The sequence below is a fragment of the Thermoactinomyces mirandus genome (genome assembly GCF_013868055.1).
In the GTDB taxonomy this organism is placed as follows: domain Bacteria; phylum Bacillota; class Bacilli; order Thermoactinomycetales; family Thermoactinomycetaceae; genus Thermoactinomyces; species Thermoactinomyces mirandus.
Window position 1 is genome coordinate 128,568 of the sequence record NZ_JACEOL010000002.1, and the last position, 14,167, is coordinate 142,734.

Sequence of the window (14,167 nt, forward strand, 5' to 3'; positions counted from 1 at the left end):
GAAAATGAAACGGCCTATTCGTGTGTTAATTGCCAAACCAGGTCTTGACGGGCATGACCGGGGGGCGCTGGTGATCGCCCAGGCCTTAAGGGATGAAGGAATGGAAGTGATTTATACAGGATTGCGACAAACTCCTGCACAAATTGCAGCAGCGGCCGTTCAGGAGGATGTTGATGTGGTTGGCTTGTCCTGTTTGTCAGGCGCACACAATGAATTGTTTCCTGAGGTCGTCCGTTTGCTGAAAGAACAGGGAGCGGGAGACATTCTGGTCATTGCAGGCGGTGTGATCCCGAAGGAAGATATCGCCTATCTGAAAAAACATGACATTGCTGAAGTATTTACTCCGGGAACGCCAACCAAAGTAACCGCTGAGTTTATCCGGCAGGCCATTGTCCAAAAGGTGAAATCGTCAATATGAGTTCAATCAATCCCAAAAAGATAAGTCATATCGGGATCGCCGTCAACAGCCTGGATGAGGTGATTCCATTTTACCGTGATGTACTGGGACTAGCCTATGAGGGTGAAGAGGCTGTTGAAAGCGAACAGGTTCGGGTTGCTTTTTTCCGGATTGGAGAGAGCAGGATTGAACTTCTGGAACCATTATCTGAAGAAAGCGCCATTTATAAATTCCTGCAAAAAAAAGGCCAAGGAATCCACCATATTGCTTTGGAAGTATGCGATATAAAACAGCGGATATCGGACCTGAAACAGAAAGGAGTCCGAATGATTCAGGAAGAGCCCAAGGCGGGAGCGCATCAGATGAATATTGCTTTTCTTCATCCCGGGGCAACGGGCAAAGTCTTGTATGAAATTTGTGAACCGCAGCACAGGGAGGAGTAGTCATCGATGGATATGCATATGAAAATAGGTGAACTGTATAAAAGGCGCCGGAAAGTGGAACTGGGCGGCGGGGAAAAACGCATTCGTGCCCAGTATGACAAGGGAAAACTGACGGCTCGCGAACGGATCGATTTATTGCTGGATGATGACAGCTTTGTCGAGTTGAACCCGTTTATCGAGCATCGTGCTGTTCATTTTGGAATGGATCAAAAAGAAGCTCCGGGAGAAGGAGTCGTTACAGGATACGGGAAAATCGACGGACGTGACGTTTATGTATTTGCCCAGGATTTTACCGTTTTTGGCGGGGCATTGGGGGAAATGCACGCGCTTAAAATCGCCCGCTTGATGGATCTGGCGGTGAAAAACGGAGCCCCCATCATCGGGTTGAATGATTCGGGAGGGGCGAGAATTCAGGAAGGTGTTGTTTCGTTAGATGGGTATGGGCATATTTTTTATCGCAACTCCATTTACTCAGGAGTGATACCGCAAATTTCCGTCATCATGGGACCGTGCGCCGGTGGAGCGGTTTACTCCCCTGCGATTACCGACTTTGTGTTTATGGTAGAAAAAACCAGCCAAATGTTTATTACCGGGCCCAAAGTAATCGAAACCGTGACGAAGGAAAAAATTTCTTCCGAAGCGTTGGGCGGAGCCAAAGTTCACGCCAGCGTGAGCGGAAATGTCCATTTTACCGCGTCAAGTGAGCCGGAAGTATTGGAGCAGGTTCGCCATCTGGTCAGCTTTCTGCCGCAAAACCATAAGGAAGTTCCGCCGCAGGTTCCATTTGAAGAAGAAGAGGACTGGATTGAAGAACTGGCCGAAATCGTTCCGGTAGAAGAGACAAAAGTATATGATGTGCGCAAAGTGATCAGACTGATTGTGGATCACGGGGATTTTATGGAAGTTCACGAACAGTTTGCCCGCAACATGGTAGTGGGATTCGCCCGGATTGCCGGACGGACTGTCGGAATTGCCGCCAACCAGCCGAAAGTGATGGCCGGCAGTCTCGATATTGATTCATCCGATAAACTGAGCCGGTTCATTCGTTTTTGTGACAGCTTCAATATTCCCATTATCACTTTTGAGGATGTGACCGGTTTCTTCCCGGGGGTTAATCAGGAACACCGGGGGATTATACGACATGGGGCGAAAATTCTCTATGCCTACTCCGAAGCAACTGTTCCCAAAATTACGGTTATTTTGCGGAAAGCGTTTGGAGGCGCTTATGTTGCCCTGAACAGCAAAGCAATCGGTGCTGACCTGGTTTTTGCCTGGCCAAGTGCGGAAATCGCGGTCATGGGCGCACAGGGGGCAGCCAATATTATTTTTAGCCGTGACATAAGAGAAAGCGATAATCCTGAACGGACCAGACAGGAACGGATTGCCGAATATAAGGAAAAGTTTTCCAATCCTTATGTAGCAGCCAGTCATGGCATGGTGGATGATGTGATCGATCCGCGGGAAACAAGGCATAAACTTAAACAGGCGTTAATTATGTTGCGAAATAAACAGGAACAACGGCCAGCCAAAAAACATGGTAACATTCCATTATAACATTAAAAAAAATAAAAAGTGGCGAAAAAGTGGGAAACAAGATTGTTTGCCACTTTTTCTTTGAAAAAACGGGATACGACAAAAGCAAAAATAATGGATAATGAAGGAAAAAAAGGAGGAAATTAAACTTAAAAATTTAAGTTGAATAATGGTAAAATGATTATTGGACCAGAAGAAAGAAAAATTTTCTACAGGTATTGTCAGTTTTGGCTTTATAGTTTTAAACATTTATTATGTAATTGTTTTAACTGATCACGGCAGTTTTCCGCCGGATCAGAGATCTTTTCAATTCCTTTCCAATCCGTTTCCGAAACCGCAGGCACCATAGATTAAAAAATTTTTTCAGTGAATGGAGGAATTTAATTGGTAGATCAACAACGACTTTTTGATGAATTTATTGAGCTTATTAAAACGGACAGCGAAACAGGTGACGAACGGGCGATCTGCGATTTGCTGAAAGGGAAATTGGCAGCACTCGGTTTTGAAGTTGTTGAAGATGATTCGGCTGAAAAAACGGGTCATGGGGCGGGAAATCTGGTAGCCACATTAAACGGTACACTGGAAGATGCCCCCATTATTTATTTTACTTGCCATATGGATACGGTTGCCCCGGGGAAAGGAATTAAGCCGACACTGAAAGACGGATATTTTGAGTCAGATGGGACAACCATTCTCGGAAGTGATGATAAAGCCGGTTTGGCAGCATTGATGGAAGGAATCCGTTTGTTGAAGGAACAAAATATTCCGCACGGTAAAATTCAGTTTGTAATTACCGCCGGTGAAGAATCCGGCCTGATGGGTTCCAGGCACCTGGATACAAGCCTGGTCGATGCCGATTTCGGTTTTGCGATCGATTCCAACGGACCGGTAGGAGAAATTATTGCCTCTGCTCCCGCACAGGCAAAAATTATCACTACTATTTATGGTAAAGCAGCCCATGCAGGGGTAAATCCGGAAGACGGCATCAGCGCTATTCAAGTAGCGAGCCGGGCCATTTCCAAAATGCGTTTGGGCAGGATCGATGCCGAGACAACAGCCAATATCGGTTTCTTCAAGGGAGGAACCGCAAGCAATGTTGTTCCGGAGAAAGCAGAGATCATTTCCGAGGCACGCAGCCGCAACGAAATCAAACTGAAAGCGCAAGTAAAACATATGGAGCAGACCTTCAAGGAAGTAGCTGAAGAGTTGGGAGCCAGAGCAGAAGTTGAGACCAGGTTCATGTATCCTTCGTACAAGTTTACGGAAGAGGATCTTGTTGTTCAAAAAGCAATCGCGGCTGTTGAAAAAATTGGCCGCACTCCCAAGGTTACGGTAAGTGGCGGAGGCAGTGACGCCAATGTCATGTCCGGTTATGGATTTCCCACGGTAAACCTTGGAATCGGTTACGAAAATATTCATACGACAAGTGAACGGATGCCGGCCAAAGAATTGGTCAAGACGGTCGAACTTGTTGTTGCCCTGATTGAGGAAAGCGCAAATGTCCCCGCCAAAGGCGCTGAAGTCACCCCTTGATCAAGGGTTACTGACTTTACAGTTTCAAACAGCCGCTGTTTGATGCCAAAACAGCGGAAATGCAAAATCACTTCCAAAGACAGGTTAAGAGAACCCTGATAGACATGGGTTCTCTTTTTTGTCATTCATATCGGGGCAGGACTCAAACTGTGTATATACCCATTCTGAACTAGGCAAAGAAGTTTTCGCTGGAAGGTGGATCAATGACTTTCAGCTTTTCCATGATTCTCCGTTTCCGGTACAGCATCATTCCTGTTTCAGCCACCTCCCCAATGGTGGAGCGATTGATGATTGCGCCAAAAACAATGCCAATTACAGGAACAAGCTGAAACAGCTTCTTCCAGCCGTAATTGTCACCATAGGTAATAATGACTTCCCGCCAGCCCTGAAATTCGGAAATGGCTTCCCGCTGAACTTTGCCTGAATCGGCCAGTTGTTTCAGGATTGATTTTTTCCCGACATAATCAGCCGACGCAAATTGCAGGCATTTAACAATAAAGATGCGTTCTTTTTTTTCACGGGGCTGATAGCCATAGATCAGTGCCATTTCCTGCAACACCCGGAGGGAGAGCCCAAGCAGGGCCGGGATGTCGATGGCAAGCGTGAAAATGCCGCCAAAACCCGTCGTTGCCCCCTGCATGGTGGCAATCTGTTTATGAAGTTCTTTTGTTTCCTCGGCCACTTGGTTTAAAACGGACAGGGGGACGTGGGCAACCTCTTCAATAGAGAGGGAACCTGATGCAATCCCGGCCGCCCTGGAGACATGAAATAAGGTTTGCCGGTCGTTGATCAGATAATGGCCGCCGGTTTGCACATAGTTCCCCAGTTCGTCCAAAAATTTGCCGAGTATTTCGTGCACCGTTTTTGGGATGATTTTGTCCAAGAGAGCAAAAGGAAGACGACCGATTTTTTCCCAAAACCATAAATCTTTCTGGTCTTTTTCCCATCGACGGATCGTTTCCAGTTCTTGCAGTAAATATTCCTTGCTTTCAAGCGGAAATAAATAATTCATTTAGCAAGCCCTCACCTCTTTTCAAGTGTTCAATAATTCTCTGCAAGCTTTGAGCAGTGTTTCCCCATAAGCCTGGCGCAAAGGTTTATGCTCGGTCTTATCAATACTTTTTTCAATTGCAGAAATGATTGCCAAAGCAGCACGTACTTTCAGATCAATTCCGGAAGATGTTTCCTGGTCGCCCTGAATCAGCAATTGACAATCTTGATTTTCATCTTCAATAAGGATGCCTTTTTTGACCGACAGAAACCGGTCTTTGGCTGCTATGGTTTCCAAAGCGATGTGATAAGCTTCTTCCATGAGATCGAACAGGAATAAATCAGACGCGGAGCTGTCAGATTCGAGTTTTTTCCGGAGTGCCTGCAATTCTTTCAGGTGATGTCGCAAGTTCTGGTTTTCCAGTTCATAAATCGCCTCGACCGGGGTAGTGGTGTGTTTTTTTCCGGAAGGAACCGGTTGAGGCGCCTCGATATGTTTGATTCTGTATATGGTGCGAAACTGCAGGTTATCTCCGGAAGCTGTTCTGCCGATACTGGTCAATTCAATCAAATCTTTTTCTACGAGACGGGTTAAGGCGCGCCGAATGGTGGAACGAGTCAAATCCAGATATTTTTCCAGCTTTTTGTAGGAAATAATGGCAGATCCCTTGGAAATCGGGATGCCCGTATTTTCATCGATCGTATCTTCATTGGCGGCCAGGCGAACCAGTTCGAAATAGGTTTGGCGTTCCCGGGGAGTCAGACTGTTTAATTTGGCCTGATACAGAAGATGTTCGCTTTGTTTCATAAACGTGCTCCTTTCTGCAAACAACTTCTTAAGCAGTATTTAATTTTATTATAAAATTCATATGATGTATTAAATATAGATTTGATTTTATCAAAGTTTCTATCTTAAAAGCCGGAGAAACTTAATATTTAAAGTTATCATCCAATAAACTTCATTTTGCATGCTCCTTTTATTAACGCGCAGTAAGAAACTCCTCGAACAACAGCAGCGTTTCCAAAATCCATTTTCAGCTTCCTGTCAACCGCGTATATTCATTGTGCCTTGCCGAAGCGTTTCCCACCGATTCCTGCCTGTTTCTCAATATTCACTATTGTCGGGTCTCAAGACGGTTTTGTATGCCAACGCTTTTTGTGTCAGTCCCGTTTTGTCTTATCCTTATGATGTAACTTACCAGGTTCATATCAAACTCAACATTAATTTGTGTCCCTTTCGGAGATTAATTGTTAAGAGTAGCAATTGCAAACCGGGTACTTCTTAAAAAATGAAATGGAATTTGCAGGTAAAAAACTGTATTTTTCCGGACTTTGATTAAACATAGGTATTCAAAACGCGATCGACAGAACTGCCATATGACTCTCCAAACAGATTCAGATGGACCAGCAAATAATAAAGTTGGTAGAGCGGTTTGCGTTCATGGTAATTTTTGTCAAGTGGCTGGACTTCTTGATAACAGTCATAAAATGAAGGGGAAAATCCTCCGAATAATTCCGTGAAGGCGATTTCCAGCTCATAATGGGCATAATTGACTGCGGGATCGATTAAATAAGGCCTGCCGCCTTTCCCGGCGATCCAGTTGCCGCCCCACAAATCCCCATGAATCAAAGAGGGTTCCGCATTCAAGGGCAGCCACTGGTCCAGCCGGTCTATCAATTTTTCCAGCTTTTTTCTTCGTTTTCCCAATATTGTTTGACGTTTTATGCCCAGTTCGTACTGGACCTTTAAACGTTGGTCATGGTAGAAGGTAATCCAGTCGGAAGTCCACGGATTGTGCTGGGGGAGTGACCCGATAAAATTATCTTCTTTAAATCCGAAAGCTTGTCCTTTTACCTGGTGGAGACGGGCAAGCCCACGTCCTAACTGCGGGTTTGTGTTTGCTGTTTTGTTTCCCTGAACCCATTCCAACATTAAGAGAGCCGATTTGGTTTCCGGATCGTAATAAGTACCGTAAATCTGAGGGACCGGCAAAGTATGGGTTTGTGCGATCGCAGTCAGGCCATTGATTTCTTTCTGAAAGAATGTTTGGGAGACAGGCTGGTTCATTTTTACAAAATATTGTCGTTTGCCGGTTTTCACCTGACAGGCCCTGTTGATATCTCCTCCGGATACAGGACGAACCTCCAGGAGGCCGCTTTGGTCCTGAATTTGGCGAAGTGCCTTCAACATCAATTTGTCCATATTGCTCCCTCCTGTGTGGCAGGCTGAATATTGTTTCGAAATTATTGTATCAGAGATCGGGAGCCGATTTGATTATTCTTATTTGATTCTGACCAGATGGTGATTTTGTAAATGGCATTGATTAATGTACTGTTTGACCGTTAATGGATGGGTTGCCATCTTTTTCAGGCAGGAGCGGATTTGGCCGGCTGTGCCTGTCAGTTGCATGCGATTCCGGTTAATCTTCATTTTCATTGGAATGTCCTCCTGGACTTATTTTTCTTATTCTTTTATTACGCCTGAATGTACTTGATTATACGGTCATGTTCTTCGTGCGTTATAATGGAGTGGACTTAGCAAACAGGAGTGAATGAGATGAAACAGGATTTGGAAGAAAAAACAGTATCCACCCGGAAAATATTTGAAGGAAAAGTGATTCAGGTGCAGGTGGATGAAGTCCGCTTGCCAAACGGTCATCTTTCAAAAAGAGAAATTGTCAAACATCCTGGTGCTGTTGCGGTAATTGCTGTAACAGATGAAAATAAAATGGTGCTTGTACGCCAGTTCCGCAAACCGCTTGAAAAAACTATTTTGGAGATTCCTGCCGGAAAACTGGAATACAAAGAGAATTCCGTGGAGTGTGCCAAGAGAGAACTGGAAGAAGAAACCGGGTATGTGGCAGCAAAGATGGAAAAGATCGTTTCCTTTTATACTTCTCCCGGCTTTGCCGATGAAGAAATCCATCTTTACCAGGCAACAGGGCTGCAAAAGAGAGAAAGCAACCCGGATGACGACGAATTTGTGGAGCTGGTGGAACTGACGGCGGATGAATGTTTCAAACGGGTGGAGACAGGTGAGATCTGTGATGCCAAAACGATTGTCGCACTTTATCACTGGAGAAATGCGGTGTCTGATCAAAAATGACTTTGAAAAAGATTTATGCCGATTTTCATATCCATATTGGAAGAACGAGTCATAATCTGCCTGTAAAAATTACAGCAGCCAGAAACCTGACGTTTGAAAATATTGTTAAGGAAGCCCATCATTGCAAAGGTTTGGGTATGATTGGCGTTATCGATGCCCAGTCACCACCTGTCCAGGAAGATATTATAAAGGGACTGGAGTCCGGATTATACAAGGAGCATCCGGACGGGGGAATCATTTACGGGAAAACCACTTGTTTGCTGGGAGCAGAAATTGAGATCAGGGAACCGGGTCTGGGTCCGGCCCATGTCCTGGTATATCTGAAAACGCTGGCCCAGATGCAGCAATTTACGGACTGGTGCCGAAAGTCGATGAAGAATATCCGGTTGAGCACACAAAGGCTTTACCAGCCTGTGCGGGCATTGCAGGAAAAAGTTTGGGAACTGGATGGGATTTTTATTCCGGCCCATGTTTTTACTCCATTTAAAAGTATTTATGGAAGCGCGACCGATAAAATGGGAAAACTGCTTGATCTGGAGAAAGTTTCGGCGGTGGAACTGGGACTCAGTTCTGACACTGATTTGGCTGACCGGTTATCGGAATTGAGTCGGTTTCCTTTTGTAACCAATTCGGATGCCCACTCTTTGCCCAAAATCGGACGGGAGTACAATGAGATTTTGGTCATTGAGCCAAGCTTTGAAGAATTCCGGCGGGCACTAAAGGGAGTAAACGGGCGAAAAATTGTTGCCAACTGTGGATTGAATCCCAAATTGGGGAAATATTACCGCTCCCGGTGTTTGAAGTGTGACAGCATCTGGCCTGAAAATGAACCGGAAAGATGCCCTGGCTGCGGGAGCACCAGGATGGTAAAGGGCGTTTATGACCGCATATTGGAATTAAGCGACCAGCCATGCCAGCATCCGCATTTTCGTCCTCCTTACAGGTATCAGGTGCCGCTGGAATTTATCCCGAAATTGGGGAAAAAGACATTGGACAAACTCCTTTTGGCGTTTGGCACGGAAATGAATGTACTCAATCAGGTGCCAATTGAAAGGATCGCGGAAGTTGCCGGGGAAGGAATTGCCCATCAGATCTGGCTTGCTCGGGAAGAACGGCTGGAATTTGTTGAAGGGGGAGGAGGAATATACGGCCGGGTAAAAACAGCCGGATATTCCGCCAAGGGAAGCTGACCACGTTGATGTGGTTGGCTTTTCCTTTTCAGTCGCGGGCTCCATGCTTTTTCAGAATTTGTTCTGCCTTTTCCCTGTCTTCTTCATAAAAGAAAACCGTAACCGATATGTCTTCCAATGAAGATAAGGGCTGTCCGCCGGACATACCGCTCGCATCCGGATGGACTGCACGAAGAATTCGTGAATCCTGTCTGATGTCCGGTCCGCCCAGGGTTGATTCGGTCAATGACATGGAAGGTTTCTGGAAAGGATTTATTGAATCTTCATCCTGCAAATCATGCGGCTTACCGCCTCCGATTGGGGAAAAGCGGTCAACATATACCTCAAAACCATTTGCCTCTAACTCTTCTGCGGCCTGCCTGGCGGCATCGATCGTCCGAAAATAGCCAAACATATACTTTACTGGCATACCTTTCCCTCCTTGTCTAATATTAATGGATTTTTTTAAAAGATTTATTCATACTGTACAAAATAGTGACATCTTCCCTTTTATTGTTTCAACCGCCAGATCCGGCGCATTTCATAGTATAATGAACACAGATTGATCCTTGGTCCATGGACTTTTATTGAACAAGCCGATGAAATGTGAGGAAGGGAAACCCGAACAGAAGCTGTGAATTTGGAGTGATTGGATGGCTTATATGGAATGGTCTGAAAAGCTGATGAAAATGGGTTGGTCTTGGATCCATATTTGTGCGTTTCTACTGATCTTTCTCAAAATGCTCATTTTCCTTCTGCGCAAGAGGAAATTAGCTGTTTTCATCGCTTGTTTCAGGGGAATATGGTATATATTTTTTGTCATGTATTATGGATTGTTGAGTGTTTTCATTTATCAATTTCTCGCTTCTTCTTCTTTCAAAGGTGACTGGTCTCGCGAAATCCTTATATCTCTGGTCATTATCGTTTTGGCTGTCATGTTTTGGATTGGGCCGGTCAGAGGAATGCTGGGCCTGAAGATGCAGAAAGTTCATCCGAAAACGGACAAGAGTTCCAGGGATGGATGGGTCATTAAAAGTTTGTGGGGAGAAGAGGCATTGCTTGACCGAAATTATGAAGTGAACGGACTGAAACGGAGAAAATGAATGAATGAAACTCTCGTATATTTTCCCTTTGCCCGTCATAGTTTCATAGTGACGGACAAAGGAGGCGGATCGCATGAAAAAGAAACCGGTTCTGAGCCATTCATTTCAGGTGCATTTGAAGAACCAGGGATCATTGGTTATATTTGTCACAGTGCTGTTTATGATGGGGGTAATTTTTGGCGCCGTACTGGTCAACTCATTGGATCCTTCACAAAAAGAGGGACTGTTAAATTATTTGGGATTTTTCTTTCAAGGGTTAAGCGAGAATGCCATTGCTGATTCCAAAGTAGCTTTTCAACATTCACTTGGAGATCATCTGAAAACAATTGGATTAATGTGGATTTTGGGCCTGTCTGTCATCGGGATTCCTGTTTTGCTGGTGCTCCTTTTCCTGAAGGGACTGGTAATCGGTTTTACTGTGGGGTTTCTCGTTCACCAGATGTCATGGCAGGGACTGTGGTTTGCATTTGTTTCGGTGGTCCCGCAAAATCTGCTGATCATTCCGGCAATGATCATTATCACAATGGCCGGAATCCATTTTTCTATTTCACTCTTTAAAAATCGCCTTATTCACCATCGTGGAGCCATCTACCCGCATTTTGTCTCTTTTTCATTACTGGTAACGGGGATGGCTGTTGTGATGTTGTTTTCCTCGGTTTTCGAAGCATATGTATCACCGGTGTTAATGAAAGAAGCCATTCCGACAAATATAACATTGAAGTAATACAAAAATCGATTTTATATTAAAATAATTATTATATTATATTCAATCTTGTTTGGTTTGACTTCCCATGGTTTCCTAAAATATAATGGTGTAAGATAGGCGGGGGGTGTCGTCTTTGAAAAATCGGGTGAATCAAATTAAACAACAATTGTCCGCCCATAATTATAAATTAACCCCCCAACGGGAAGCGACGGTCCGTGTGCTTTTGGAGAATGAAGAAGATCATTTAAGCGCAGAGGATGTCTACCTGTTGGTGAAGGAGAAAGCTCCAGAGATCGGATTGGCCACTGTTTATCGGACCTTGGAGCTTTTAAGCGAGCTTCGGATTATTCATAAATTAAATTTCGGAGATGGCGTTACGCGCTACGAATTCAGGGCTGAAGGGGCGGAACATCACCATCATCACCTTATCTGTCTCCATTGTGGTTCAGTTGATGAAATAACCGAAGACTTGTTGGGCCCGATTGAGGCACGGATTGAAAAAGAATTTGACTTTCAAATTGTGGACCATCGTTTGACCTTTCATGGGATTTGTAGCCGATGTAAAGGAAAAATTTCCAATCTGAAAAAAATAGCTAATTCCAAAGTGACGTGAGATCTTCCACCGATCTCACGTTTTTCTGTTTACGCTGGTCCGTGATTGAGAATAAATACTAAGGTGGGGAAAGGATTTTTCGATTGACAACCGATGACCGGATGCATAAACAGTCGTCTTTAACATACGTTATAACAACGATGTTAAAAAGGACGATCCGATATGGTCATCTCTTTTCGCAAAGTAAAACGTTGGGCAAAGTTTTTCCTGTTGTTCACATTGTTTACACTGCTGTTGTATCAGGTTTTTTCCGTACTCGCTCCATTTTTCAAACCGGATTTTTTGTATGAGGAACCGTCTGAAGGCGCGGTAAAGGTGATTGCCCAGGAAAATGCAGATCATGAACCGGTATCCGCCTTTGAAGAAATGAAAGAGCGCCTGCTGATCTTTTACTGGATGGGAGAGTAGGCCTGACTTGTCCCCCAAAGTTGGGGTTAGCGGGTCTTCCCGGATATGCTTTTCCACAGTCTGAAAGAACGTTGTACGTTCTTTTTTTTCTCATTTATAATGGGATTGGAAGGAGATGTGAAAGATGAAATCATTTTCTAGAGTGGCACTGGTTGTCCTGGACAGTGTCGGTATTGGTGCTTTGCCTGATGCTATGGAATATAATGATGAACGTGCTTATACATTGGGGCATATAGCTGAAAAGAGAAACGGGCTGAATATGCCGAACATGGAAAGGCTGGGGTTAGGAAATATAGCTGAAATCAAGGGCATCGAACCGGTGGAGAATCCCCGGGCCTATTATGGAAAAATGATGGAGATGTCCAAAGGGAAAGATACTTCCACAGGACACTGGGAATTTATGGGCATCTATACGGACAAGCCCTTTAAAACCTATCCAAACGGGTTTCCGGATGAACTGATCCGGCGGTTTGAGGAGAAAACGGGACGCAAAGTGATTGGAAACAAACCTGCTTCTGGTACCGAAATTATCAAGGAACTGGGAAAAGAGCATATGGAAACAGGCGCATTGATTGTATATACTTCCGCTGACAGCGTGTTTCAGATTGCGGCTCATGAAGAGGTTGTTCCGCTTGATGAATTGTATCGGATTTGCGAGATCGCCCGGGAACTGACTCTGGATGAAAAATACGCGGTGGTTCGCATCATTGCCCGACCGTTTGCAGGAGAACCCGGAAACTTTACCCGAACAGCCAACCGCAAGGATTATTCTTTAAAGCCACCCGCAAGGACGGTGCTCAATTTTCTTGAAGATGCCGGCAAGGATGTGATTGCCATTGGAAAAATCTCGGATATATATGCCGGGGAAGGAATTACAAGATCAATACATACAAAGTCCAATATGGACGGGGTAGACCAATTGATAAAAGTGATGAAGGAGGAGTTTCATGGCATCGCTTTTGTCAACCTGGTCGATTTTGATGCCAAATTTGGCCATCGCCGTGATCCGGAAGGTTATGCGCAGGCCCTGGAAGAATTTGATGCACGCTTGCCGGAAATTCTGGCATCGCTGGAAGACAACGATCTGCTGATCATCACGGCAGATCATGGAAATGATCCAACCCACCATGGCACCGATCATACCCGTGAGTATACTCCTTTACTGGTATATGGAAAACAGTTGGCCAAACCGGGAAATTCTCTGGGAGTACGCAAATGTTTCGCGGACATAGGAGCGGCCATTGCCGAGAACTTCAATGTGCAAAAGCCGGAAATTGGAACCAGTTTTTTGGGAGAGTTGAGATAAAAGGAGCGGATAGATGATGAGTTTTACCTTGAAACAAGTAAGAGAAGCAGAAAAAGCGATCCGTGGGAAAATGACAGAAGAACCGGCCATCGGGATGATTCTGGGTTCGGGCTTGGGGGTGTTGGCCGAGGAAATCGAAAATCCTCTTGCCATTGGTTATGATGAGATCCCGCATTTTCCGGTGTCGACAGTAGAGGGGCATGCCGGAAAACTGATTATGGGAAAACTGGAAAACGTAAATGTGTTGGTTATGGCTGGCAGGTTTCATCTTTATGAAGGCCATGATCCAACAACGGTTTCCTTTCCCATTCGCGTCATGAAAGAGCTTGGGGTAAAAACGCTTATTGTGACAAATGCAGCGGGCGGTGTGAATCTGGCCTATGAACCGGGAGATTTGATGGTCATACAGGATCATGTTAACCTGATGTTTCGTAATCCCTTGGTTGGTTTGAACAATAAGGAATTTGGCGTGACCTTTCCCGACATGTCTTCCGCCTATGACCCGGAGTTGCGTGAGTTGGCGCACCGGGTGGCAAAACAGCTCGGGTTCTCTCTGCGGGAAGGGGTTTATGCTGCCGTTTTGGGACCTTCTTATGAAACACCTGCCGAGATCCGCATGATTCGGACATTGGGCGGAGATGCAGTAGGCATGTCAACCGTGCCGGAAGTAATTGTTGCCTGTCATGCCGGAATCCGTGTGCTGGGAATTTCCTGTATCACCAATATGGCTGCCGGGATTTTGCCCCAACCGTTGTCCCATGAGGAAGTGATTGATACGGCAAATCGGGTTAAGGATCAGTTTACCGCCTTGGTTAAAGGGATTTTGCGGCATTTGTCCTGACCGTTTTCGTTTTGTCAAG

17 protein-coding genes are annotated in these 14,167 nt (G+C 45.0%); 12 read left to right on the forward strand and 5 right to left on the reverse strand.

The genetic code is table 11. From position 1 onward, the window contains the following. Positions 1–4: 4 nt before the first annotated feature. The 4 genes from H2C83_RS01085 (at position 5) to H2C83_RS01100 (ending at position 3,906) form a co-directional block, all read left to right on the forward strand. On the forward strand, positions 5–418 hold the full coding sequence (locus H2C83_RS01085; RefSeq protein WP_181736901.1) for a cobalamin B12-binding domain-containing protein: 414 nt from the start codon (positions 5–7) through the stop codon (positions 416–418). Then, positions 415–840: a methylmalonyl-CoA epimerase gene (gene mce / locus H2C83_RS01090; RefSeq protein ID WP_220183938.1), complete on the forward strand. Its 426-nt coding sequence runs from the start codon at positions 415–417 to the stop codon at positions 838–840. The genes H2C83_RS01085 and mce overlap by 4 nt, the downstream gene beginning before the upstream one ends. A 12-nt stretch (positions 841–852) precedes the next feature. After that, complete coding sequence (locus tag H2C83_RS01095) at positions 853–2,394, forward strand: acyl-CoA carboxylase subunit beta (RefSeq protein WP_181736994.1); 1,542 nt, start codon at positions 853–855, stop codon at positions 2,392–2,394. Between the two features lie 363 nt (positions 2,395–2,757). Continuing rightward, positions 2,758–3,906, forward strand: coding sequence for a M20/M25/M40 family metallo-hydrolase (locus H2C83_RS01100; RefSeq protein WP_181736903.1), 1,149 nt, complete (start codon positions 2,758–2,760; stop codon positions 3,904–3,906). Positions 3,907–4,075: 169 nt separating this feature from the next. Here the strand turns inward: H2C83_RS01100 and H2C83_RS01105 are convergent, their stop codons facing one another. The 4 genes from H2C83_RS01105 to H2C83_RS01120 form a co-directional block, all read right to left on the reverse strand. Next, positions 4,076–4,918, reverse strand: coding sequence for an EcsC family protein (locus tag H2C83_RS01105; RefSeq protein ID WP_181736905.1), 843 nt, complete (start codon positions 4,916–4,918; stop codon positions 4,076–4,078). A gap of 21 nt (positions 4,919–4,939) precedes the next feature. After that, a complete protein-coding gene (locus H2C83_RS01110) occupies positions 4,940–5,704 on the reverse strand; it encodes a hypothetical protein (RefSeq protein ID WP_181736907.1) in 765 nt (254 codons plus the stop codon). A gap of 528 nt (positions 5,705–6,232) precedes the next feature. After that, positions 6,233–7,099 (reverse strand): fructosamine kinase family protein, encoded by an 867-nt coding sequence (locus H2C83_RS01115; protein WP_181736910.1) that lies wholly within the window; start codon positions 7,097–7,099, stop codon positions 6,233–6,235. Between the two features lie 78 nt (positions 7,100–7,177). Continuing rightward, entirely contained in the window at positions 7,178–7,333 is a 156-nt protein-coding gene (locus H2C83_RS01120; RefSeq protein ID WP_181736912.1) for a hypothetical protein, read from the reverse strand. Positions 7,334–7,453: 120 nt separating this feature from the next. Between H2C83_RS01120 and H2C83_RS01125 the strand changes: the two genes are divergently transcribed. Both H2C83_RS01125 and H2C83_RS01130 read left to right on the forward strand, forming a co-directional pair. Next, a complete protein-coding gene (locus H2C83_RS01125) occupies positions 7,454–8,002 on the forward strand; it encodes an NUDIX domain-containing protein (RefSeq protein ID WP_181736915.1) in 549 nt (182 codons plus the stop codon). Continuing rightward, positions 7,999–9,192, forward strand: a complete 1,194-nt coding sequence (locus H2C83_RS01130) for an endonuclease Q family protein (protein WP_181736917.1) — start codon at positions 7,999–8,001, stop codon at positions 9,190–9,192. Before H2C83_RS01125 ends, H2C83_RS01130 begins: the two co-directional genes overlap by 4 nt. Positions 9,193–9,220: 28 nt before the next feature. Here H2C83_RS01130 and H2C83_RS01135 read toward each other — a convergent pair whose 3' ends face one another. Beyond that, positions 9,221–9,601 carry a hypothetical protein gene (locus tag H2C83_RS01135; protein WP_181736919.1) on the reverse strand — a complete coding sequence of 127 codons (381 nt, stop codon included), beginning with the start codon at positions 9,599–9,601 and terminating at the stop codon, positions 9,221–9,223. A 223-nt stretch (positions 9,602–9,824) separates the two neighbouring features. Between H2C83_RS01135 and H2C83_RS01140 the strand changes: the two genes are divergently transcribed. The 6 genes from H2C83_RS01140 (at position 9,825) to H2C83_RS01165 (ending at position 14,148) form a co-directional block, all read left to right on the forward strand. Then, the gene (locus tag H2C83_RS01140; RefSeq protein WP_181736920.1) at positions 9,825–10,274 is read left to right on the forward strand and encodes a hypothetical protein; all 450 of its coding nucleotides are present in this window, start codon (positions 9,825–9,827) and stop codon (positions 10,272–10,274) included. Positions 10,275–10,347: 73 nt separating this feature from the next. Further along, the gene (gene spoIIM / locus H2C83_RS01145; RefSeq protein ID WP_181736922.1) at positions 10,348–10,998 is read left to right on the forward strand and encodes a stage II sporulation protein M; all 651 of its coding nucleotides are present in this window, start codon (positions 10,348–10,350) and stop codon (positions 10,996–10,998) included. A gap of 115 nt (positions 10,999–11,113) precedes the next feature. Further along, the gene (gene fur, locus H2C83_RS01150; RefSeq protein ID WP_181736924.1) at positions 11,114–11,593 is read left to right on the forward strand and encodes a ferric iron uptake transcriptional regulator; all 480 of its coding nucleotides are present in this window, start codon (positions 11,114–11,116) and stop codon (positions 11,591–11,593) included. A 162-nt stretch (positions 11,594–11,755) separates the two neighbouring features. After that, positions 11,756–12,001: a DUF4227 family protein gene (locus H2C83_RS01155; RefSeq protein WP_181736926.1), complete on the forward strand. Its 246-nt coding sequence runs from the start codon at positions 11,756–11,758 to the stop codon at positions 11,999–12,001. 124 nt (positions 12,002–12,125) lie between these two features. Beyond that, entirely contained in the window at positions 12,126–13,307 is a 1,182-nt protein-coding gene (gene deoB / locus H2C83_RS01160) for a phosphopentomutase (protein WP_181736927.1), read from the forward strand. A 16-nt stretch (positions 13,308–13,323) separates the two neighbouring features. After that, positions 13,324–14,148 (forward strand): purine-nucleoside phosphorylase, encoded by an 825-nt coding sequence (locus H2C83_RS01165; protein WP_181736996.1) that lies wholly within the window; start codon positions 13,324–13,326, stop codon positions 14,146–14,148. The last annotated feature ends 19 nt before the right edge of the window (positions 14,149–14,167 follow it).